This is a genomic window from Nocardia sichangensis (genome assembly GCF_047200615.1).
Taxonomy (GTDB): domain Bacteria; phylum Actinomycetota; class Actinomycetes; order Mycobacteriales; family Mycobacteriaceae; genus Nocardia; species Nocardia sichangensis.
In genome coordinates, this window is sequence record NZ_JBJZOK010000007.1 from 260,001 (window position 1) to 280,441 (window position 20,441).

At 69.3% G+C, this 20,441-nt stretch carries 20 protein-coding genes; 12 read left to right on the forward strand and 8 right to left on the reverse strand.

All coding sequences use genetic code 11. From position 1 onward, the window contains the following. Window positions 1-99: 99 nt before the first annotated feature. From ACL03I_RS12880 to ACL03I_RS12890, 3 genes are all read left to right on the forward strand, one after another. Window positions 100-1,581 carry an FAD-dependent oxidoreductase gene (locus tag ACL03I_RS12880; RefSeq protein WP_412806008.1) on the forward strand — a complete coding sequence of 494 codons (1,482 nt, stop codon included), beginning with the start codon at window positions 100-102 and terminating at the stop codon, window positions 1,579-1,581. Between the two features lie 97 nt (window positions 1,582-1,678). Further along, window positions 1,679-2,842, forward strand: coding sequence for a 3-hydroxy-9,10-secoandrosta-1,3,5(10)-triene-9,17-dione monooxygenase oxygenase subunit (gene hsaA / locus ACL03I_RS12885; RefSeq protein ID WP_355075442.1), 1,164 nt, complete (start codon window positions 1,679-1,681; stop codon window positions 2,840-2,842). After that, window positions 2,842-3,696, forward strand: a complete 855-nt coding sequence (locus ACL03I_RS12890) for an alpha/beta fold hydrolase (RefSeq protein WP_412806009.1) — start codon at window positions 2,842-2,844, stop codon at window positions 3,694-3,696. Before hsaA ends, ACL03I_RS12890 begins: the two co-directional genes overlap by 1 nt. 20 nt (window positions 3,697-3,716) lie before the next feature. On the opposite strand, the gene ACL03I_RS12895 is transcribed toward ACL03I_RS12890, so the two are convergent. From ACL03I_RS12895 to ACL03I_RS12910, 4 genes are all read right to left on the reverse strand, one after another. After that, window positions 3,717-5,996 carry a helix-turn-helix transcriptional regulator gene (locus tag ACL03I_RS12895; protein ID WP_412806010.1) on the reverse strand — a complete coding sequence of 760 codons (2,280 nt, stop codon included), beginning with the start codon at window positions 5,994-5,996 and terminating at the stop codon, window positions 3,717-3,719. 138 nt (window positions 5,997-6,134) lie between these two features. Next, entirely contained in the window at window positions 6,135-7,364 is a 1,230-nt protein-coding gene (locus tag ACL03I_RS12900) for a bifunctional 3,4-dihydroxy-2-butanone-4-phosphate synthase/GTP cyclohydrolase II (RefSeq protein WP_412806011.1), read from the reverse strand. Window positions 7,365-7,425: 61 nt separating this feature from the next. Then, window positions 7,426-8,001 (reverse strand): PadR family transcriptional regulator, encoded by a 576-nt coding sequence (locus ACL03I_RS12905; protein ID WP_355075449.1) that lies wholly within the window; start codon window positions 7,999-8,001, stop codon window positions 7,426-7,428. Between the two features lie 37 nt (window positions 8,002-8,038). Next, a complete protein-coding gene (locus ACL03I_RS12910) occupies window positions 8,039-8,872 on the reverse strand; it encodes an IclR family transcriptional regulator (RefSeq protein WP_412806012.1) in 834 nt (277 codons plus the stop codon). Between the two features lie 224 nt (window positions 8,873-9,096). Here ACL03I_RS12910 and ACL03I_RS12915 point away from each other — a divergent pair, with 224 nt between their 5' ends. From ACL03I_RS12915 to ACL03I_RS12935, 5 genes are all read left to right on the forward strand, one after another. Further along, window positions 9,097-9,603 carry a flavin reductase family protein gene (locus ACL03I_RS12915; RefSeq protein WP_412806013.1) on the forward strand — a complete coding sequence of 169 codons (507 nt, stop codon included), beginning with the start codon at window positions 9,097-9,099 and terminating at the stop codon, window positions 9,601-9,603. Window positions 9,604-9,696: 93 nt separating this feature from the next. Continuing rightward, window positions 9,697-10,839 carry a Rieske 2Fe-2S domain-containing protein gene (locus ACL03I_RS12920; RefSeq protein WP_412806014.1) on the forward strand — a complete coding sequence of 381 codons (1,143 nt, stop codon included), beginning with the start codon at window positions 9,697-9,699 and terminating at the stop codon, window positions 10,837-10,839. A gap of 10 nt (window positions 10,840-10,849) precedes the next feature. Beyond that, window positions 10,850-11,077, forward strand: coding sequence for a hypothetical protein (locus tag ACL03I_RS12925; RefSeq protein ID WP_412806015.1), 228 nt, complete (start codon window positions 10,850-10,852; stop codon window positions 11,075-11,077). Between the two features lie 53 nt (window positions 11,078-11,130). Further along, window positions 11,131-12,213, forward strand: coding sequence for a 2Fe-2S iron-sulfur cluster-binding protein (locus ACL03I_RS12930; RefSeq protein WP_412806042.1), 1,083 nt, complete (start codon window positions 11,131-11,133; stop codon window positions 12,211-12,213). Window positions 12,214-12,229: 16 nt separating this feature from the next. Next, window positions 12,230-13,117, forward strand: a complete 888-nt coding sequence (locus ACL03I_RS12935) for a VOC family protein (RefSeq protein ID WP_355075457.1) — start codon at window positions 12,230-12,232, stop codon at window positions 13,115-13,117. On the opposite strand, the gene ACL03I_RS12940 is transcribed toward ACL03I_RS12935, so the two are convergent. Genes ACL03I_RS12940 through ACL03I_RS12950 form a run of 3 tightly spaced genes read right to left on the reverse strand, consistent with a single transcriptional unit; the run spans window position 13,106 to window position 16,912 of the window. Continuing rightward, window positions 13,106-14,596, reverse strand: a complete 1,491-nt coding sequence (locus ACL03I_RS12940; RefSeq protein ID WP_412806016.1) for an AMP-binding protein — start codon at window positions 14,594-14,596, stop codon at window positions 13,106-13,108. The two genes, ACL03I_RS12935 and ACL03I_RS12940, sit on opposite strands and share 12 nt — an antisense overlap. Continuing rightward, window positions 14,589-15,422 (reverse strand): enoyl-CoA hydratase, encoded by an 834-nt coding sequence (locus ACL03I_RS12945; RefSeq protein WP_412806017.1) that lies wholly within the window; start codon window positions 15,420-15,422, stop codon window positions 14,589-14,591. Before ACL03I_RS12945 ends, ACL03I_RS12940 begins: the two co-directional genes overlap by 8 nt. Further along, window positions 15,419-16,912: a carboxylesterase/lipase family protein gene (locus ACL03I_RS12950; protein WP_412806018.1), complete on the reverse strand. Its 1,494-nt coding sequence runs from the start codon at window positions 16,910-16,912 to the stop codon at window positions 15,419-15,421. Before ACL03I_RS12950 ends, ACL03I_RS12945 begins: the two co-directional genes overlap by 4 nt. A gap of 142 nt (window positions 16,913-17,054) precedes the next feature. Here ACL03I_RS12950 and ACL03I_RS12955 point away from each other — a divergent pair, with 142 nt between their 5' ends. Together ACL03I_RS12955 and ACL03I_RS12960 are read left to right on the forward strand one after the other, a co-directional pair. Beyond that, window positions 17,055-17,660 (forward strand): QsdR family transcriptional regulator, encoded by a 606-nt coding sequence (locus ACL03I_RS12955; protein ID WP_397277682.1) that lies wholly within the window; start codon window positions 17,055-17,057, stop codon window positions 17,658-17,660. 65 nt (window positions 17,661-17,725) lie between these two features. Then, entirely contained in the window at window positions 17,726-17,872 is a 147-nt protein-coding gene (locus ACL03I_RS12960) for a DUF1059 domain-containing protein (RefSeq protein WP_379253700.1), read from the forward strand. A 147-nt stretch (window positions 17,873-18,019) separates the two neighbouring features. Here ACL03I_RS12960 and ACL03I_RS12965 read toward each other — a convergent pair whose 3' ends face one another. Next, complete coding sequence (locus ACL03I_RS12965; RefSeq protein ID WP_355075468.1) at window positions 18,020-18,619, reverse strand: TetR/AcrR family transcriptional regulator; 600 nt, start codon at window positions 18,617-18,619, stop codon at window positions 18,020-18,022. A 65-nt stretch (window positions 18,620-18,684) separates the two neighbouring features. Between ACL03I_RS12965 and ACL03I_RS12970 the strand changes: the two genes are divergently transcribed. Both ACL03I_RS12970 and ACL03I_RS12975 read left to right on the forward strand, forming a co-directional pair. Then, a complete protein-coding gene (locus ACL03I_RS12970) occupies window positions 18,685-19,983 on the forward strand; it encodes a YhgE/Pip domain-containing protein (RefSeq protein ID WP_412806019.1) in 1,299 nt (432 codons plus the stop codon). A gap of 187 nt (window positions 19,984-20,170) precedes the next feature. Next, complete coding sequence (locus ACL03I_RS12975; RefSeq protein ID WP_412806020.1) at window positions 20,171-20,407, forward strand: TetR family transcriptional regulator C-terminal domain-containing protein; 237 nt, start codon at window positions 20,171-20,173, stop codon at window positions 20,405-20,407. Window positions 20,408-20,441 lie beyond the last annotated feature (34 nt).

The window sequence follows — 20,441 nt, forward strand, 5'->3', positions numbered from 1 at the left end:
CGAGCCTGCGGCCGACCACAGTCCCGATGAACGGGACCGGCGGGTCGCTCACCAAGACGGGCGGCCCGCCATCGCGACCGGCGCGGGAAGGTCGACCCCATGAGTGATCGGTATTCGGTCGCGCCTCGGGAGGCCGCCGACGTGCGCGCCTACGACCTCGAGACCGATGTGCTGGTGGTCGGTTACGGATGCGCCGGAGCGGCGGCGGCATTCGAGGCGGCGGCGAGCGGCGCGCAGGTGCTGGTGCTGGATCGGATGAGCGGTCCCGGCGGCGCATCCGCCCTCTCGGGCGGTGAGATCTATCTCGGCGGCGGCACACCGATCCAGCGGGCCTGCGGATTCGACGACGACCCGGGAGCGATGGCCGCGTTCCTGTCCGCCGCGCTCGGTCCGGGGGCGGATTCGGCCAAGATCGCTCGCTACAGCGAGGACAGCGTCGCGCACTTCCACTGGCTCGCCGACCGCGGCGTGCCGTTCAAGCCCACACTGTGGGACGCGCCGACGTGGGTACCGCCGACGGATGACGGGCTGATGTGGCTGGGAGAGAACAGCAAGCCGTTCTCCGACCTCGCCGGTCCCGCGCCCCGCGGGCATCGCCCGGCCACCGCCGACTTCGGCGGCAAGCTGCTCATGGACTGTCTGGCCGAGGCCGCGCGATCCGCCGGCGCGACAGCGCTTTTCGATACCAGGGCGACCTGCCTGATCCTGGCGGCCGACGGCACCGTCGTCGGTGTGGTGGCCCGGCGGTACGGAACCGAGCTGACCATCCGGGCACGTCGCGGCGTCGTGCTGACCACCGGCGGATTCGTGGACAATGACGCCATGCTCGCCGCTCACGCACCGAAACTGCTGGGGCACACCAAGGTCAGCGCGGGCACCGACGACGGAAGCGGGATCCGGATGGCGCAGGCGCTCGGCGCGGCCGTGCGGCACATGTCCACGGGCCAGGTCGGCATCTCGCTCGTTCCCGGCCTCGCCGCGCGCGGCATGGTGGTCAACGGGCACGGGCAGCGGTTCGTCAACGAGGACACCTATCCCGGCCGGATCGGCCAGGCGGCGCTGTTCCGGCACGGCATGCGGACCTGGGTCGTGCTGGACGAACGAGCCTTCGAGGAAGTGCCGGAACCACAGCGGTGGGGTGTGCAGCCGACCCATGTGGCGGAGACCGCCGAGGAACTCGCCGACCTGATGGGCGTACCGGCGGCCGCGCTGGCCGACACCGTCCGCCGGTACAACGACTTCGCCTCGGGCGGGGTGGATCCCGAGTTCGGGAAAGCGCCGCGCTGGGTGCGGCCCCTCACGCCGCCGCTCGCCGCGATCGACGTGCGGGCGGGGGTGCGGCCACCGTCGGAATCCGGTGATCGCCGTGGGACCGGTGCGTCCGTGTTCACCCTCGGTGGTCTGCACACCTCGCTCGACGGCGCCGTACTCGATGTCGACGGCGCCCCGATCCCCGGTCTGTTCGCCGCGGGCCGTGCCGCGAGCAACCTGCACGGCGAGGGCTACATCAGCGGCACTTCGCTCGGCGACGGCACCTTCTTCGGCCGCCGCGCAGGTACCGCCGCGGCCCGCACCAGCTGATCCGGACGGCGGGTTCCGGTCATCGGGATGGATCGGACCGGACGGCGCCGCACCGGCCTAGCGTCGAAAGACGGCACTACCAGGAGGACTACCGCATATGACCAACAAGGTGCTCGATCGGGTACGGGATCTGCTGCCCGCGATCCGGGAGCGAGCCGCCGACGCCGAACTGCAGCGCAGAGTGCCCGACCAGAGCATCCGGGAGCTGACCGAGGCCGGGGTGTTCCGCATGCTGCAGCCGTCCCGTTTCGGCGGCGACGAATCCTCACCGGTCGCGTTCTATGAGGTGATCCGCGCCATCGCGACCGCCTGCCCGTCCACGGCCTGGGTGTCCTCGGTGCTGGGCGCGCACCCGTGGCAACTGGCGTTGTTTCCGCTGCGGGCACAGGAGGACGTCTGGAGTGCCGATCCGGACACACTGGTCTCGTCGTCGTACGCGCCGACCGGCAAGCTGACACCGGTCGAGGGCGGCTTCGAGATCAGTGGTCGGTGGAGCTTCTCCTCCGGGTGCGATCACGCCCGCTGGGCCTTCCTGGGCGCGGTCGTGCCGAACGACGAAGGCGGAGCGGAGTATCTGACCGTTCTGGTGCCGCGTGCCGATTACCGCATCGAGGACGTCTGGCACGTGTCGGGGCTGTCCGGCACCGGCAGCAACGACATCGTCATCGAGAAGGCGTTCGTACCCGCCCACCGGACCTACAGCGCGAGTGAGCAGGCCGAGCTGCGCGGACCCGGACAGGAGGTCAATACCGCTGCACTGTACCGGATTTCGTTTGGCGCGGTGTTCTCCAACACCATCACCGCACCGATCATCGGCGCCGCCCAAGGCGCGTACGAAGCGCACATCGAGCGCATGCGCGAGCGGGTGCGGATCTCCTACGGCGGGCAGAAGGCCGCCGAGGATCCGTTCGCGCACGTCCGCGTCGCTCGCGCCGCCTCCGAGATCGACGCCGCCGTCCTGCAGATGGAGCGCAACATCGGCGAACAGCTGCGCTACGCCGAGGCGGGGGAGGAGATCCCTCTCGAACTGCGGGTCCGCAGCCGCCGCGACCAGGTGCGCGGCACCGAACGCGCCATCGAGGCCATCGACCTGCTGTTCGACAACTCCGGCGGTCATGCGATCCGCAAACCCAATCCGATCGAACGGCACTGGCGTGACGCGCACGCCGGGAGCGTGCACGTGATCAACGACGTGGAGCGCGCGCTGGTCCTGTACGGCCGGGACGCGTTCGGCCTGCCGGTCACGGATCGGATGATCTGATGACGCTCACCGCGGAGAACACCACGCGCCGGATCACGACGGGCGGGCTGGAACTGCGCTACCACGAAGCGGGGTCGGGCGCGCCGCTGGTGCTGTTGCACGGCTCCGGACCGGGCGTCTCGGGATGGGCCAACTTCGGCGCCAACCTGCCGGTGCTGGCCGAGCGTTTCCGTTGTCTGATCGTGGATCAGCCTGGCTTCGGCGCCAGTGGCCGCCCGCCGGTGTACGAACGCAACTATCTGCGCATCTCCGCCGACGCGGTGCTGGGCCTGCTCGATGACCTCCACCTGGAACGGGTACACCTGCTCGGCAATTCGATGGGTGGCGCGGTCGCGACGCTACTGGCGCTGGAACATCCCGACCGGGTCGATCGGCTGGTGCTGATGGCGCCCGGCGGCGTCGGGGTGAACGTGCTGGGGCCCGAGCCGTCCGAAGGCATCACGCGCTTGCTGGAGTTCAGCGCCGCTCCCACCCGGGAACGGCTGCTGCCCTGGCTGCGTGCCATGGTGTCGGATCCGGCGACCCTCACCGAGGAGTTGATCGAGACCCGGTCGGCCGCCGCCTCCGATCCCGCCGCTATCGCCGCGCTGCGCGACGCGTACGCGACCTTCGCCGATCCCGCTCTCGCCGAACCGGTTCCGCTGTGGGCCCGGCTGCGCGGCCTGCGCGCCGAGACGCAGATCCTGTGGGGGCGTGACGACCGGGTGACACCGGTGGAGGCGGCGTTGTTCCCGGCACGGCAGATCCCGAACGCGGATCTGCGCGTCTTCGCCCGGTGTGGTCATTGGGTGCAGATCGAACGCAAGTCGGCGTTCGAGCGCGCGGTCGTCGATTTCCTCACCGCCGGTCTCTGACCGCCCGCCGCCCGCGTCGATCACACCTCGTGATCGCGGACCCACCCCGCGATCTGGGTTCGGGAGGTGAAACCGAGCTTGGTGAGAATGTGCTCGACGTGGGTCTCAGCGGTGCGCACCGAGATCACCAGCTCGGCGGCGATGCGTTTGTTGCTGTGCCCCGCCGCCACCAGCCGGGCGACGTCCTTCTCCCGGCGTGTGAGGACGTCCGCTGCCTGTGCCTCGACCGGAGCGGCCTGCGGCGGTCGCGCCGTGGCGGGTGCGCGTCCCAGCGCGTAATCGATCGCCTCGCTCAGCGACAGCGTCGCGCCGCTGTCGAAGATCTCCTCGAACTTCCGCTCGCCCAGTTCTTCTCGCACGCGACCACGCATCCTGTCACCGAGTACGCCGGTGATGGCGTGGGCGAGGCGTACCGTGCTGCGCGCCAGGATCTCCGCGGCGCCGAGCAGACGGGCGGCTCGCTCGAAGTCGGCGCGCGCGACCGCCGACCACGCCAGCCCTTCGAATCCGGAGGCGAGCCAGACGCATCGGTCGAACAGGCTGAACATCTCGACGGAGCGGGCGAGATATCCGGTCGCGGCACGCTGATCGCCGCGCCGCCAATGATCCAGCCCCATCGACCACTGCGCCAGCCCGCCGAGCAGATACGGTCCGCGCTCTGTGGTGACCTTCAGCAGCCGCTCGGCGAAGGCGGTCGAGCGTTCGTCGGCGAGCACCAGCGCGCACACGAACGCGAACGCGAGGCTGTCCATCTCCATCGCGTGATGGCCGCATTCGGCTGCCAGATGCGTGGCGGTCTCGGCCAATTCGAGCGCGCGGGCGGTGTCGCCGTCGTTGAAGGCGAGCAGCGCCGAATCGAGCATCGCCTCCGCGAGGATGTCGGGGGCATTGACCCGGCGCGCCAGGGCAACGCATTCGTCCACCAACTGGCGCGCCGACCCGCGATCGGACAGCAACGCCGCGAGCGAGGCCGCCGCGGACAGCCCGCGTGCGCGCAGCTCGGTCGGTTCGCTCGACCTCGCCAGCGCGTCGGTCAGCCAGCGGTAGCCCTCGGTGAGGAAGCGATTGTGCTCCCAGAACGGCCGCAGCACCGCCGCCATCTCGAGCGCCGACTCGGGTGCGTCGGTCAGGCTGAACTGTAGCGCCGCGCGCAGATTCGCGTGCTCGCGGTTCAGTTCGCGGAACCAGGCGACGTCATCGGGACTCCAATACGCGGTGCGGCCGCGCAGTGCCAGCCGCCGGTAATGATCGCGGTGGCGGCCGCGCACCTCGGGCTCCTCGCCCCGCTCGGCCAGCCGGTCGCTGGCGAACTGCCGGATCGGCTCCAGCATCGAGTACCGCCCGACGTCGCCGTCGTAGCGCAGACTCAGCACCGACTTGTCGACCAGGCCGGTCAGCGCGTCGATCACCGTGCGCCCGTTCGGTGCGGGCAGGCACACGGCTTCGGCGGCGTCGATGTCGAAGCCGCCGGAGAACACCGACAGCTGCTCCCACAAGCGCTGTTCGGCCGGGATGCACAGGTCGTAGCTCCAGCGGATCGCGCCCTCGATGGTCTGCTGTCGTTCCGGCGCGAGTCGCGGTCCCGCGCTGAGCAGTCCCATGGTGTCGTCGAGCCGGGTGAGGATCTGTTCCGGAGTGAACACGCGGAACCGCAACGCGGCCAGCTCCAACGCGAGCGGAATGCCGTCCAGCCGGCGGCAGATCGCGGCCAGCGCATCGCGATTCGCGGGGGTGGCCGCGAAGCCGGGGTTGGCGGCGCCGGCCCGCTCGGCGAGCAGTCGCATCGCATCGCTGTCGGTGGTCCCCGCGTCCGGTAGCGGCAAGGGCGCGACGGGCATGACCTGTTCGCCCTGCACGCCCAGCACCTCCCGGCTGGTCGCCAGCACGCGGACCTCCGAGGTGGTGGCCACGATCCTGCCCACCAGCCGCGCGCAGGCGTCGATCAGGTGCTCGCAGTTGTCCAAGATCAGCAGCAGCCGCTTGGCCGCGAGGAAGTCGGTGAGCCGCCGCAGCGGCGCCGCCGTGTCGTCGCGCAACGCGAGGGCCTCCGCGACGGTCACCGTGACCAGATCCGGGTCCTGGACGTCGGCCAGCTCGACCAGCCACACCCCGTCCGGGAACGCGCGTGCGACCGCGACGCCGACTTGGCGGGACAGCCGGGTCTTGCCGACGCCGCCCGGACCGAGCAGGGTCAGCACGCGTGTCGTGGGCAGCAGCCGCTTCGCGGCGGCGAGTTCCTCCCGGCGCCCGACGAAGCTGGTGACCTCGGCAGGGAGGTTGCCGATGGGACGCCGCGCCATGGGTGTCAACCCTAGGTACCGCGCGGGGCGCGGAAGAGCGTTCTGGACAAATTCAACTCCGATGAACGTGCCCGCGGGTCCGGCACGCGCAGGATCGGCGGCGTTCCGGTGACCGCGAAGGGATCGAACCGGCGCCGCTCACCGAGCGGCGGCAGCGGCGTCGACGTCGCTGAGCTGATGGCGCATACGGTCGCGCTTGGCGCGCAGGTACCGCACGTTGTGCTCGGTGGGACTGGTCTGCAGCGGAATCCGTCGTTCGACGGCGATGCCGTATTCGGTCAATCCCGCCTGCTTGGCCGGATTGTTGCTGAGCAAGTGGACCGACCGCACTCCCAGGTCGGCCAGGATCCGCGCCGCGGCGCCGTAGTGACGGGCGTCGACGGGCAGCCCGAGTCGCAGATTCGCGTCGACCGTGTCGGCGCCCTCGTCCTGGAGCGCGTAGGCGCGCAGCTTGTTCAGCAGTCCGACGCCGCGCCCCTCTTGTCCGCGCAGGTACACCACGACCCCACGGCCCGCGGCGGCCACTGCCCGCATGGCGGCGTCGAGCTGCTCGCCGCAGTCGCAGCGCAGCGAGCCGAACGCGTCGCCGGTGAGGCATTCCGAATGCACCCGGGTCAGTACGTCGCGCTCGCCCGGCGCGCCGAACACCAACGCGAGGTGTTCGGCGTGGTCGGTCGTGTCCCGGTAGCCGATGAGCCGGAATTCGCCGAAGCGGGTGGGCAGCCTGGTCTCGACGACGCGCACGACGCCCGGCTCCAGCCTGCGGCGATGGTCGATCAGGTCGGCGATGGAAATGATCGGGATTCCGTGCACCCTGGCCATGGTCAGCAGGTCGGGGAGCCGGGCCATCGAGCCGTCGTCGCGCACCACCTCGGCGATGACCGCGGCGGGGCGCATGCCCGCCATCCGCACCAGGTCGACCGCGGCCTCGGTGTGCCCTTGCCGACCGAGCACGCCACGCGGGTGCGCTCGCAGGGGGAACACGTGCCCGGGGCGAGTGAAATCCCGGGGTGTGGCGCCGGGATCGGCGAGCAAGCGCATGGTGTGCGCGCGGTCGGCGGCCGATATGCCGGTGGTGATGCCCGCCGCCGCGTCGACCGAGACCGTGTACGCGGTGCCCTTCGGGTCCTGGTTGATCGCCGTCATCGGCGGCAGCTCCAGCCGGTCCAGGTCGCTGCCCGTCATGGGCACGCACAGCACGCCGCTGGTGTGCCGCACCAGGAACCCGATGTTCGCCGCGGTCGCCCGCTCCGCGGCGAGCACCAGATCGCCTTCGTTCTCGCGGTCCTCGTCGTCCACGACGAGGACCATGCCGCCGTTCGCGATGGCCGCCACCGCGGCAGGCACCGAGTCCAGTTCACCGGTCATCGTCCGCCACCTCCATATGCCTAATAGAAATATGGCGGGGCCGGAACAGCCAGGTGGCGTCTCACTGAGTGAGGCGGTCGATATCCGCCAGCAGCTCGCGGGCGAAATCGCGCTCCGCCTCGTAGTGCCGCACGCACCAGCGCAGCACCAGTTCGGGATAGGCCCAGTCCGGATTCGCCTCGGCGCCCTGCGCGTCGGCCTCGGCACGCCTGCGCATCTTCTCGGCGTACTCGATGTGCTCGGTGAGTATGTCGCGCATCCGGTCGGGTTCGGCGAGGTTGCCGAGCCATGCGCGCAGCATCACGCTGTGCTTGAGCACCGGCGCCTCCACCGGTGCGTGATTGACCCAGTTCGCCGCGGCCGCACGGCCTTCCGACGTGATGGCGTACATCCGCTTGCCGCGCACGCCGTCCTCGTGCACCACCGTGCGGGAGCTGGCGTAGCCGTGCTTCTCGAGGCGTTTGAGTTCGGCGTAGATCTGGCTGAACGACGGGCTCCAATAGAAGAACTGCAGACTCCAGTCGGCCCATTTCTTGAGGTCGTAGCCGGAGAGTTCGTCGGCGTGCGAGAGCATGCCGAGTACGGCCCACGCGGTGGTCGGCAGGTCGGGCACCGCGGGTGTGACGCCATCGGTCATGGTCGGACTGTACCGCTCAGGCATATTCGGATTCGAACTATCGCCAGCGCGCCCGGCGCCCGAACAGCGTCCGTCCGGCCTCGTGGGAGATCTCGAGCAGCACCCGCGCCAGCTTGTCGAAGCTCATCGCCTCGGCTCGCCCGGACAGCGACAGGGCTGCGGGGGCGGTGCCGTGGCCCCGGAGTGGCGCTGCGACACAGGCGATTCCGTCCATCGCTTCCTCGCGGTCCAGCGCCACGCCCTGGCGCAGCCGGACCTGGGCCAAGGCGCGATGCAGCGCGTCGGGCTCGGTGATGGTGTGCGCGGTCCGGCGCGGCAGCCGGGAATGGAACGCGGCTTCGGCGATAGTCGGCTCGAGCGTGGCCAGCATGGCCTTGCCGAGCGCGGTGCAGTGCGCGGGCATGCGGCCGCCGAGGCGGGTCGGCAGCATCGCGGCCAAACGCCCGCCCGCCTTGTCCAGGTACACCACCTCGCGCCCGTCGAGCACCGCCAGGTGTCCGACCATGCCGGTGCGCTGGCACAACTCGTGCAGCAGCGGGCTGACCGCGTCGCGGATCTCGTTGTGGTCGGCGGTGAGCCCACCCAGTTCCAGGGTTCGCATGCCGAGCCGGTATCCGCCGGACGTGTGGGCCAGCCACCGGAGCCGGATCATCTGGTCGAGGATCCGATGGACGGTCGACCGCGGCAGGCCGGTGCGCTCCACCAAGCCGAGCAGCGTCAGCGTCGGGGTGGCCGCGTCGAACGCGTCCAGGATGAGGGTCATCCGCTCGATCATCGACACCGGCACCTCGGCTTCCACCCCCTTGGCGCGGGTCCGCCGCGGGACCCGGTCGGTGCGCGGCTCGCTGTCGGGCAGCATGGTGACGGTCATTCGAACCTCCGTCGGTCACAGTCGGTCAACGTCGACCAGGCATTACGTGCTCGATCGTTTGTGTCTCCCATCACACTGACGACTTCGCAGCCGAGATGAATCGGGAGAACTACGTAGCTTCTACGGATCCGCATCTCGGTGACCGGACTCCGATCTTGACGACCCTCCGGCGAGCGCTGCTGTCATAGCTGACAGGTATATGCCTGATCGAAATAGGAGGCCCGATGGAACCGGTGCTCGAGATGGACGGATCGCCACTGGAGGTGCGCGACTTCAAAGCGGTGCTGGGTCGCTTCTGCACAGGCGTCACGGTGATCACCGCGCACGCGGAGGACGGGCCGGTCGGATTCACCTGCCAGTCGTTCTCGGCGCTGTCGCTGGAGCCGCCCGCGGTCTGCTTCTGCCCCGCGCGCACGTCCACATCGTGGCCGCGCATCCGGGCCGTGGGCCGGCTCTGCGTCAACATCCTGGCCCACGACCAGCAGGAGATCTGTCGCCGTCTCGCGCGCAGCGGCACCGACAAGTTCGCGGGGGTCGACTGGGAGCCCTCGCCCAACGGCTCGCCGCGGCTGGCCGGAGCCATGGCCTGGCTCGACTGCGAGATCGAGCAGGAGGTCGACGGCGGCGACCACACCATCGTCATCGCACGCGTCACCGCGCTGTCGGAGCATCGCGAGGCGCCTCCGCTGCTGTTCTACCGCTCCGCCTTCGGGCGGCTCGATGAGGCCTGAGCACCTCCCGGCCAGTGGGACTGCACATTTCCGGGGCGGGACGGCGAACCGAAATATCGAAGTGACAACCGTGCGCGAATCGTGGAGGAACCGATGACTACCGACACCGAGGTCCGAGTGATCGACGCGGGCGCTCCGCCCGCCCGCTACGCGCGCGGCTGGCACTGCCTGGGTCTCGCGCGGGACTACCGGGACGGGAAACCGCATACCGTCGAGATCTTCGGCACCGAACTGGTGGTCTTCGCCGGTGCGGGCGGAGAGTTGTACGTGCTGGACGCCTATTGCAGGCACATGGGCGGGAACCTCGGGGACGGCCGGATCAAAGGTGACTCCATCGCCTGTCCTTTCCACGACTGGCGGTGGGGCGGCAATGGACGCTGCACCGGCATCCCCTACGGCCGCCGAGTTCCACCCCGGGCTCGGACTCGCTCGTGGCCGACGTTGGAGCAGAACAAGCAGCTGTTCGTGTGGAACGACCCGGAGGGCGATCCGCCCCCGGCGGAGGTCACCATCCCGCGCATCGACGGGGCGTTCAGCGACGAGTGGACCGACTGGACCTGGAACACCATGACGATCGACGGCGCGAATTGCCGCGAGGTCATCGACAACGTGGTGGACATGGCGCACTTCTTCTACGTGCACTTCGGGTTCCCGACCTACTTCAAGAACGTCTTCGAGGGTCACATCGCCAGCCAGTACATGACCTCGGTGTCGCGCGAGGACATGATGGGGGAGACCGCGAAGGCGTTGGGCGGCAAGAACGTCCTGCACTCTGATGCCTCTTACTACGGCCCGTCCTACATGATCGATCACCTGCGCAGCGAGAGCGCGGGCCTGACGGTGGAGGGCATCCTCATCAACTGCCACTACCCGGTGTCACCCACGAAATTCGTGCTGCAGTACGGCGCGATCGTGAAGAAGCCACACGGCGTGCCCGCGGAGCAGGCCGAGGAGATCGCGGCGAAGTTCGCCGGTGGCCTGGGCCGCGGCTTCGAACAGGATGCCGCGATCTGGCAGCGCAAGACCCGCATCGACAACCCGCTGCTGTGCGAGGAGGACGGACCCGTCTACCAGCTGCGCCGCTGGTACGAGCAGTTCTACACCGACGTGGCCGACATCGATCCGAAGATGACCGACCGCTTCGAGTTCGAAGTGGACACCACCAGGGCGGTCACGGCGTGGGAGGCGGAGGTCGCCGAGAATCTCGCCGAGCAGCGCGCCGCCGCCGGAGCCTGAGCGGGGCGCGATGGAACGGGTTACCTGCCGTATCTGCGCGACGTGTGTGCTCGTCGAGAAGTTCAGTCCGCAGCACACCAGCGTGCAGTGGAGCACGGGCGCGGTGGCGGCGTGCGCCGAGTTCGCCGGCGCGGACAGTGCGCGGGTACGGACCTGCGTCGCGCTGCGCGACAGCATCGATGCCGCCGTCGCGGGCGGTCTCATCGACGTCAGCACCCGGGACGGGGACGTGCCGTGACAGCCGTGGAGGACCGAAGAGGAGACGCAGCAGTGGATCGAGCCCGAGCGGCCGTGGCGCCGGGGAGCCGGGCCGAGGTTCCCGACGACACCGAGAGTCGCCCCAGCGCATTCCTCACCCTGCGTGTGGCGCGGGTGATCCGGGAGACCCACGACGCGGTATCGCTGGAGCTGAGTCCGACCGCGGAGCAGTCGAATGCGATCGACTATCGGCCGGGCCAGTTCCTGACCCTGCGGATTCCGAGCGAGCTGACCGGCTCGGTGAGCCGCTGCTACTCGTTGTCGAGCGCGCCGCACGAAGCGGGGCCGCTGAAGGTCACGGTCAAGCGAACGTCCGACGGCTACGCGTCGAATTGGTTGTGCGACAACGCGGTTGCCGGCATGGATTTCCACGCGCTGCCGCCCGCGGGTGTCTTCACCCCGGCGTCGCTGGACGAGGACGTGCTGTTGTTCGCGGCGGGCAGCGGGATCACCCCGGTGCTGTCGATCCTGAAATCGGTGCTGGCAGACGGAGCCGGGCACTGCGTGCTGATCTACGCCAACCGCGACGAGCGCTCGGTGATCTTCGCCGACGAACTCGCCGACCTGTCCGCCCGGCATCCCGGCCGCCTGGTCGTGGTGCACTGGCTGGAGAGCGTGCAAGGGCTGCCGTCGCGGCCGCAGCTCGCGGCGCTGGCCGGACCGTGGCGCGAGCGCGAGGCGTTCGTGTGCGGGCCCGGCCCGTTCATGGACGCCGTCTCCGCCGCACTGATCGGGTCGGGCGCCGACCGCAAGCGCGTGCACGTCGAGAAGTTCGTGTCGCTGAACGGCGATCCGTTCGATACCGCCACGCCCGATGTCGTCGACTCCGGCGACTCCGGCGACCACGCGGCGGTCGAGGTGGAACTCGACGGCGAGACGCGCGCACTTCCGTGGCCCCGCCACCAGGTCCTGCTCGACGTCCTGTTGGCCAACGGGCTGGAGGCGCCCTATTCCTGCCGCGAGGGCGCGTGCAGCGCCTGCACCTGCCGGGTCGTCTCCGGTCAGGTGGCGATGCGGCACAACGAAATTCTCGACGAGTCCGATCTGGCCGAGGGATACGTGCTGGCCTGCCAGGCGGTCCCGGTCACCGACACGGTGCAAGTCACCTATTCCTGAGGAGTACGACGAATCAATGGCTGACATCGCCTCGCTCGGCTACGTCCGAGTCGCCATCGCCGATGTGGCGGCCTGGCGCGCCTTCGCCTTCGACGTGATGGGTTTCGCGCAGGCCACCGGGCCGAATCCGGACAGTCTGTACCTGCGCATGGACGAGCACGCCTACCGTTTGGAACTCGTCCCGGCGGAACAGGACCGGGTGCTCGCCGTCGGCTGGGAGGTGCGCGACTACCGCGCGCTCGCCCGCGTGCGGCAGGCGCTGGAGCAGGCGGGCGTGGCGGTCACACCGCTCGCTCAGGAGCAGGTCGACGCACTACGCGTCGAGGAAGCCTGCACCTTCACCGACCCCGCCGGGTTCACCGTCGAGGTCTTCCACGGCCCGGTGCTCGACCACAGCCCGGTCGTCACTCCCCACGGAAACCGTTTCGTCACAGCGGGATCGGGACTCGGCCACGTCGTGCTACCGGTGCCCGATCTCGAGGAGGCGAACCGTTTCTACTGCGAGATACTCGGATTCCTGCCACGCGGCTCCTTCCGAGTGCCCACCCCACCCGGTGTGGGACCGGTGCGCGTACGGTTCCTCGGCGTCAACCAGCGTCACCACAGCCTCGCCCTGATCCCCGGCACCCGTCTCGACGGCCCTGGCCTGGTGCACATCATGGTCGAGGTCGACGAACTCGACGCCGTCGGCCGGGCGCTCGACCGCGTCATGCGGGCGGGTCTCCCGTTGTCGTCGACCCTCGGCAGGCACACCAACGACAAGATGATCTCCTTCTACGTCCGCACGCCCGGCGGCTGGGATCTCGAATACGGCACCGAAGGTCTGCTGGTCGACGAGTCCACTTACAGTGCGGAGGAGATCACCGCCGACAGCTACTGGGGCCACGAATGGTCACGTGGCTGATCCGGTGGCCCGGCTCGTCAGCCGCGCCTCGAGATCGAGCAGTTCGGCGCGGCGCAGTTTTCCCGCGTCGTCGCGCAGCGGGGTATCGGTGAACCGGTAGGTGCGCGGGCATTTGTAGCGGACCAGTCGCGACTCGACGTGACCGCGAAGCCGCGCCTCGTCGAGCGGGGCGTCGGTCTCGACCACGGCGTGAACGCGCCTGCCGAGGTCGTCGTCCGGCAGCCCGACGACCGCACACCCGCGCACGCCGGGATACTCGGTGATCACGGCCTCCACCTCGGCGGGGAAGACGTTGGCGCCACCAGTGACGATCAGGTCGGTGCGGCGGTCGCTGAGATAGAGGAATCCCTCGTCGTCCACGTGGCCCAGGTCGCCGAGAGAATCCCAGCCCGGCCAGTTGGCGTGGGTGCGCGGTTCGGCGCCCACGTAGCGATAGCTGGGTCCGTCGCCCTCGGCCGGGCGCATGAAGATCTCGCCGACCATGCCGGGCGGGCACGGGCGTCCGTCGGCATCCAGGACGACGAACTCGCCGAAGACGGCGCGTCCGACCGAGCCGGGGTGGGTCAGCCAGTCCCGGCCGTCGATCAGCGTCATCATCTGATTCTCGGTGCCGCCGTACATTTCGTAGATCTTCTCGGCGCCGAGCAGCTCGATCCAGGCCCGCTTGAGCCACGGCGGGCAGGGCGCAGCCATGTGCCAGAGCCGCCGGACGGAGCCGAGGTCGTAATCCTTCGGCCGATCACGCACCTCGGTGAGCATGCGCGACATCATGGTCGGCACCACGGTCAGCCAGCTGACTCGGTGGCGAGCGATCGCCCGCAACGCCGTGCGCGCCTCGAATTTCGGCAACATCACCAGGTGCTGGCCCGCCATGAGACCGAAGAACGAGGTATTGAACGGCGCGTTGTGATAGAGCGGGCCGCTGACGAGCTGGACATCGTCCGGTCGCTGACCGAGCACGGCGTTGAGCGGCGCGACGTCGAGCAGACCCGCCTGGCCCGACACGATCAGCTTCGGGCGTCCGGTCGTCCCGCCGGAAGTCGGCGCCTTCCACGCGGGCGCGACCGGATAGTGGTCGAACGGCGCGTCGGAGAACTCTGCCGACAGCGCGTCCTCGTCCGGCGCCGCGGGCAGGCCGGGTTCCGCGGCGCCGATTACCAGCCGCGGTCGCGCGAGCCGGAGCACGGCCGATCGCTCCGGTGCGGGAAGCCGCGGCGAGATGAGTTGCGGCACCGCGCCCAGCTTCCAGACCGCGAAGACCGTCGCGAAGTAGGACGGTTTGTTGGCCAAGGCGACGGTCACGTAATCGCCTCGGCGGACACCGAGTTCGGCGAAGTGCCTGGCTCGGCGATTGGCGGCCGACTCGAGGTCCTGCCGCGACCAAGTGTCGCCTTCGAACGTGATGGCCGCGGCGTGCGGGTCGGCGGCGGCCAGGTCGGTGAGAATCTGCCCGAGCGGCCGGGCGAGTGGATCAGGCACGGCGGGCGAACCTCGCTAGGAAGTCCGGGTCAACGATGTCGCCGTGGACTTGGACGTTGTGGCTGTGCGCGAGCTGATGCAGCGCGAAGGCCGTCTGCTGTGCCGTCGCGCGGCCCTGCGCGTCCTGCGCGGCGTTGACCGACCGCTTGGCCAGTTTCAGCGCGAACAGCGGCATGGCGGCGATCGTCGCGGCCAGCCGCATGGTGTGCTCGGTCAGCTCCGCTCGCGGGACGACCCGGTTGACCATGCCGATGCGTTCGGCGTCGGCCGCCGTGAGAGTCCCGGCGGTGAACAGCAACTCCTTCGCTTTCCGTATGCCGAATTCCCACGGGTGGTTGAAGAACTCCACCGCGTTGGCGCCCATCGCGACGACGTTGTCGACGAACTCGGCATCCTCGGACGCCACGATCAGATCACACGGCCAGACCAGCATCAGCCCGCCCGCGATGACCTTGCCGTGCACCTCCGCGATGGTCGGTTTGGGGATGTTGCGCCATCGCTCGCTGAACCCGGCGTAGATCTCCTCCTCGCGGGCCATGAGTCCCTCGGCGCCCTGGCTGCCGAAGCCGGCCCAGGTGCCGACCGGCGTGCGCGGACCCATGTTGGCGCGCCAGTCGTGTTCGCGCAGATCGTGTCCCGAGGAGAAGTGCGGGCCTTCGGCCGCCAGCACGATCACGTGGATGCCGTCGTCGCGGGCGGCCCGGTCGAACGCGTCGTTGAGGGCGTAGAGCAGCTCGGTGTTCTGCGCGTTGCGTGTGTCGGGACGGTTCAGGACGATCCGGGCGATCCTCGGCGTGCTGTCGTCGTAGCGGACCAGATCGCTCATCGCACACCCGCCCACAGCAGTCGCTCCGCGGCATCGGGATCGTTCGCCACGGTGACGGTGTCGGCGATCAGGCCGGTGGTCCGCCGCTGCCGCTCGTACCGCGCCCAGCCCGGATCGGCGTCGAGCACGAAAGCCCGATACATGCCGTGCAGGTTGTCGGCGACCGCGTCGGGGGCATGCGCGCCGACCAGGGTGTGATTCTCCGGACGGGTGTGCGTTTTGAAGACGAATGGCAGGTCCACCGCGTGCGCGGCGCCGAGCCGCCCGCCGAGCCGCGGTGAGCGCCAGTCGAATCGGAAGGCCCACGCCGCGCCGCCCGCGTCGGTCTGCGCCTCGGCCAGGCGAATCGCCGGGATGCGGAAGAACCAGTCCGTAACGACCGCCGACAGCAGATCGCCCGCCGAGGCATCCGGCCGGGACGCGCGATAGCGGGGAAGCGCGACGGCGGGGTCCAATCCGTATCCCGCGGCTCCGGCGGCCAGGGTCGGCTCATCGATCTGATCGATGGCGCCGGAAGCGACCAGGATGAGCCGGGCGTCCTCGGCATTGCTCCCGGCCAGGATCGCCACGTCGGTGGTCGCGCCGGAGGCGACCGCCCCCAGCGGATCGTCGACGACGATCGCGCCGTCCACCACGGGCGCGAACGGCAAGGTGGTCAGCGCCAATCGTCCCCATTTCGCCGGATCAGCGGCGGTTTGCACTTCGTGCAGCACCGCCCTGACGTGCGTGGACAGTTCGTCGATCGGCACGTCCGCGAAGGCGTCGAGCGAGGGCTCGATGCCGATGTGCGCGGCCACGTTGTCGATCAGCAGGCGCGCCTCGTCCGGGGTGACGGTGTTGGCCGCCGCTCCGGAGTGCGCGATCAGACCGCGGAACAGGCCACGAGCGCGCGGCACGGCGAGCAGAGTGGTGGCGAGCATGGCGCCAGCGGACTGTCCCGCGATGGTCACCCGCGCCGGGTCGCCGCCGAAGGCCGCGATGTTGTCGCGCACCCACTCCAGCGCCGCCACCACGTCCAGGATGCCGAGATTGACTGTGTCCGCGCCGAAATGCAGCCACCCTTCGCCGCCGAGGCGATAGTTGACGGCCACCACGACCACCCCGCTCGCCGCGAACGCCGTGCCGTCGTAGGTCGGCAGGGCGTTGGAGCCATTGGTGAACGCTCCGCCGTGGATCCACACCAGGACCGGGCGCGCACCCTCGGTCGCGGAGGTCCAGACGTTGAGGTTGAGCACGTCGTCGCCCGGGATCGACACTTCGGGAACGAGCCCGTCGTAAGCGGGCACGTACGGCGCGCGTGCCGCGGTCGGGCCCGGATCGGTCGCGTCCCGGACCGTGGCCCACGCTTGCGGCGGCACCGGTGGAAGGAACCGATGCTTCCCCGCCGGGGCGGCGGCGAAAGGGATACCGAGGAATTCGTGCACCGGCCCACGGGTGCGTCCGCGTACCGGTCCGTATTGGGTTTGGACGGTTTGCAACATATCTGACATCTGTTTCATCCTTGATTGGAATTCAGCACATGTTGCAATCAAGCCCTACGGGATCTCGCTGGTCAAGAGCATCGTCATGACCAATTAGTTGCACATGTGCAACCTAGTGACTATTTGTTACATCGGCGGTACGCTGGCCCGCATGACATCTCGAACGCCTTTGCAGCGGGCGCTGGGGGACGGCGCGGAGCGGCGGCCCGAACCGATGGACGCTCTCCGTCTGGCGAAGCGAAAGTTCCTGCGCGGCGAGCGACTCGACGTCGGCCAGCTCGCGACCGAACTCGCGGTCAACCGGGTGACGCTGTACCGCTGGGTCGGCAGCCGCGACCAGTTGTTGATAGAGGTCATCTGGTCGCTCACCGAAGCGACACTGCGCGACGAGTGGGAGCGGGTGCGAGACGAGCCGGGCGCTCGGGTGCCCGCGCTGCTCGCCGCCTATCTCCGAGCGGTGCTGGCGCAACCGGGAGCGCGCAAATTCGTGTTGGAGGAGAACGAGCGTGCCATGAAGCTGCTCACTTTGGCGAGCAACGGGTTCCAGCCGCGCCTTGTCAAAGCCGTGGCCCGGTATCTCGCGCGGGATCTCGAGGACGAGCGCATCGCCACGACGCTCACGCTCGACGAACTGGCCTACGCCAGCGTCCGGATCGCCGAGTCGTTCCACTACCTGCCGACGATCGCCGGGGCGCCCCCCGATCCGGACCGGGCGGAACGGGTCTTGAGCGCGCTGCTGCACAAAGGGTCGGGGTGACCGGCTGACTCGCGCTCGATCACCTCGGTGTGCATAGACTGTCGGATCGAGGAGGAAGGACGCTGATGAAGCGAAAGCTGAACTGCCCCTGCGGAGAACTGATCGTCGGAACCGACGAGGATGATCTCGTGGCCAAGACGCAAGCCCATCTGGCCGAGAAGCATCCCGGCCACGACTACTCGCGCGACGAGATCCTGTTCATCGCGTACTGACGAACAGCCTGCGTGGACGCCGCCGAGCGCTCCGGCACCCTGATCCTCGGGCCGGGTGAGGTTCGAGGAACGTGCCGCTGCCGACCGGCCGCTGCCACACCGACCGGCATCCACCGCCGGCGCTCGTGCCGCGACAATCGCGGCGCATCACGGGCGGGGGCGCAAGCCTTCGATCATGTGTGTGGTCGTCTCGTCCACCAATTCGTCGGCGGTCTCGGCGGCGATCACGCCCGAGCCGACGAAGGTGGCCAGACCTTGTAGCGCGGCGACCGCGGACAGCGCGATCCGGCGCGGGTCGCCGTCGATCACCTCCCCCCGCTTCTGTGCTTCGGTGATGAGCGCGACCGGCGTCGCGAACGCCGCGTCCACGGCCCGGGACATGGCATCGCCCGCGGCGGGGCTGTGCCTGCGCGCGAACATCAACGCGACGAGCGCCGAGTTCTCGGTCGCGAAATGGAGATAGGTGCGGGCCAGGGCGCGGATGTGCCCATCGGCCGAGTCGGCGGCCGCGGTCTGTGCCAAGGCGGCGGCGAGGCGTTGGAAGCCGGACACCGCGATGGCATCCAGTAGCGCCTGCTTGTCCTTGAAATGCCGGGTCGGAGCGGCGTGACTGACTCCGACGTCACGCGCCAGTCGGCGTAGCGACAAGCCGTCGACGCCGGACTCGCGCAGCGTGGCCTCGGCCCGCTGCAACAACTCGGCGCGCAGGTCGCCGTGGTGATAGGACCGGCTTCGAGTGATCGGCATGGTGTAGGCAGGATAACAAAATGTAGTCATTGCCTACTTTGTAGGCGGTGACTACATTGACTCGCATGACGGTTCGGACCTTCACCGCCCCGATCGCAGTGCTGACGGTCTTCGCGGCGCTGCTCGCCACCATGTATCTCGGCTACGCCAGCAATACCGAGAAGAACCTGCACGACTTCCCGGTGGCCCTGGTGAATCAGGACGTCGGCGACACGCTCGACGGCAAACCCGCCAATTTCGGCGCCCAGGTCAGCGACGCGCTGGTCGCGGGCATCCCGGCGGAGAAAATCGACCTGCGCGTCGTCGGCATCGCCGAAGCGCGCAAACAATTGCAGAACGGTGAGGTCTACGGCGCGATCGTGATCCCGTCCGACTTCACCAAGCGGCTCGCCATCCTCGGCGCCGCCGCCGTGGTGCCCGGTGCGGTCGAGCGCCCGGTGATCACCATCCACACCAACCCGCGAATCGGCCCCTACACCACCGGCATCATGCAGCGCATCGCCGACCGCGCGTTGCGTCAGGTGGACGAGACCGTCGGCAAGAGCCTGACCGATCAGGTGAACGCCGCCCTCGCCGCCGGGCCGGGCGCGCCGGTCGAGCCCAGCGGGGCCGCCCGGCTGATGCTCACCGATCCCGTGCAGATCGTCACCGCGCCCTACCGGCCGATGGACGACGGCGCCGGGCAGGGCCTCGTCGCGTTCTTCTACACCTTGATCCTGCTGCTGGCGGGCTTCACCGGCGCCATGATCATCCACACGCTCGTCGACTCGGTGCTCGGTTTCACGCCCACCGAATACGGCCCGTGGTTCGTGCACCCGCCGTCCACCGGCATCTCCCGGTTCCGCACGCTGCTGATGAAATGGGCGGTCATCGTCACCGCGGCTCCGGTTCTGTCGGGGATATTCCTCGGGGTCGCCTCGGCATTGAATGCCCCACTGGGCAGTCCGCTGCTGTTGTGGCTCTACGGAACACTGGCCATCGTCGCGGTCGGAGTGACCGCGCTCGCCGTGCTCGCCACCTTCGGCACCGCGGGGCTGCTGGTCAATCTGATCCTGTTCGTCGTCCTGGGCCTGCCCTCGTCGGCCGCCACGGTCCCCCTGGAGGCGACGCCCGCCTACATCGCGAACCTCGCCGCCTTCGAACCGATGCACCAGATCTACCTCGCCGTTCGCGCCATCCTGTTCTTCGACGCCCACGCCGAAGCCGGTTTCGGCCAGGGCTTGTGGATGACGGTGCTCGGCCTCGGGATCGGCCTGCTGCTCGGTGTGACCGCGACCTACGCCTACGACCGCCGCGGCCTGCACCGGGCTTCGGCTCCGACCGAGAACGCGCCGGTCATCGCGGTACCCGCCCTAGCTCGATAAAGCGCGCCGCGCGGTGGTCAGCGTGGGCTACCGCAGGTGTGAACCTCCCCGGCTTCTTGATCAGTAGAAGATCGAGCGTCGTGCGGATACCGGGCTGGGCGGCCACCACCGTCAGTGGTCACCGGCCGCCAGCAGCGCGTCCAGCTTCTCCGGGTCGACGCCGAAACCGGCGAGGCGGTTCAGCGGGATGGAGCACCCGGCCCACGAATACTTCCGCGACCGCTACCGCACTGCCCGGGACGCTCTCACCCGCGCCATCGCCGACCTTTGCGAATCCGGCCGCGTACCGGCCGATCTGGATCCCGACCGCTTCGCCGTCCTCGCCATGGCCGTCCTCGACGGCCTGCAGACGCAGTGGCCGTACGACCCGGCCGATCACGTGGCGTACCTGTGGGAGCTGATCGAGCGCTCCGGGACGTCGTAGTATCGAGCTTGGTAGTCCGCCCCGGCCGTCCATC

Excerpts from the sequence above, each read along its gene's own strand:
- ACL03I_RS12955 (WP_397277682.1), top strand. The coding sequence starts at position 17,055 with ATGACATCTCGAACGCCTTTGCAGCGGGCGCTGGGGGACGGCGCGGAG.
- ACL03I_RS12935 (WP_355075457.1), top strand. The coding sequence starts at position 12,230 with ATGGCTGACATCGCCTCGCTCGGCTACGTCCGAGTCGCCATCGCCGAT.
- ACL03I_RS12950 (WP_412806018.1), bottom strand. The coding sequence starts at position 16,912 with ATGTCAGATATGTTGCAAACCGTCCAAACCCAATACGGACCGGTACGC.
- ACL03I_RS12910 (WP_412806012.1), bottom strand. The coding sequence starts at position 8,872 with ATGACCGTCACCATGCTGCCCGACAGCGAGCCGCGCACCGACCGGGTC.
- ACL03I_RS12915 (WP_412806013.1), top strand. The coding sequence starts at position 9,097 with ATGGAACCGGTGCTCGAGATGGACGGATCGCCACTGGAGGTGCGCGAC.
- ACL03I_RS12920 (WP_412806014.1), top strand. The coding sequence starts at position 9,697 with ATGACTACCGACACCGAGGTCCGAGTGATCGACGCGGGCGCTCCGCCC.
- ACL03I_RS12970 (WP_412806019.1), top strand. The coding sequence starts at position 18,685 with ATGACGGTTCGGACCTTCACCGCCCCGATCGCAGTGCTGACGGTCTTC.
- ACL03I_RS12905 (WP_355075449.1), bottom strand. The coding sequence starts at position 8,001 with ATGACCGATGGCGTCACACCCGCGGTGCCCGACCTGCCGACCACCGCG.
- ACL03I_RS12960 (WP_379253700.1), top strand. The coding sequence starts at position 17,726 with ATGAAGCGAAAGCTGAACTGCCCCTGCGGAGAACTGATCGTCGGAACC.
- ACL03I_RS12890 (WP_412806009.1), top strand. The coding sequence starts at position 2,842 with ATGACGCTCACCGCGGAGAACACCACGCGCCGGATCACGACGGGCGGG.
- ACL03I_RS12945 (WP_412806017.1), bottom strand. The coding sequence starts at position 15,422 with ATGAGCGATCTGGTCCGCTACGACGACAGCACGCCGAGGATCGCCCGG.
- ACL03I_RS12925 (WP_412806015.1), top strand. The coding sequence starts at position 10,850 with ATGGAACGGGTTACCTGCCGTATCTGCGCGACGTGTGTGCTCGTCGAG.
- ACL03I_RS12900 (WP_412806011.1), bottom strand. The coding sequence starts at position 7,364 with ATGACCGGTGAACTGGACTCGGTGCCTGCCGCGGTGGCGGCCATCGCG.
- hsaA (WP_355075442.1), top strand. The coding sequence starts at position 1,679 with ATGACCAACAAGGTGCTCGATCGGGTACGGGATCTGCTGCCCGCGATC.
- ACL03I_RS12895 (WP_412806010.1), bottom strand. The coding sequence starts at position 5,996 with ATGGCGCGGCGTCCCATCGGCAACCTCCCTGCCGAGGTCACCAGCTTC.
- ACL03I_RS12975 (WP_412806020.1), top strand. The coding sequence starts at position 20,171 with ATGGAGCACCCGGCCCACGAATACTTCCGCGACCGCTACCGCACTGCC.
- ACL03I_RS12880 (WP_412806008.1), top strand. The coding sequence starts at position 100 with ATGAGTGATCGGTATTCGGTCGCGCCTCGGGAGGCCGCCGACGTGCGC.
- ACL03I_RS12965 (WP_355075468.1), bottom strand. The coding sequence starts at position 18,619 with ATGCCGATCACTCGAAGCCGGTCCTATCACCACGGCGACCTGCGCGCC.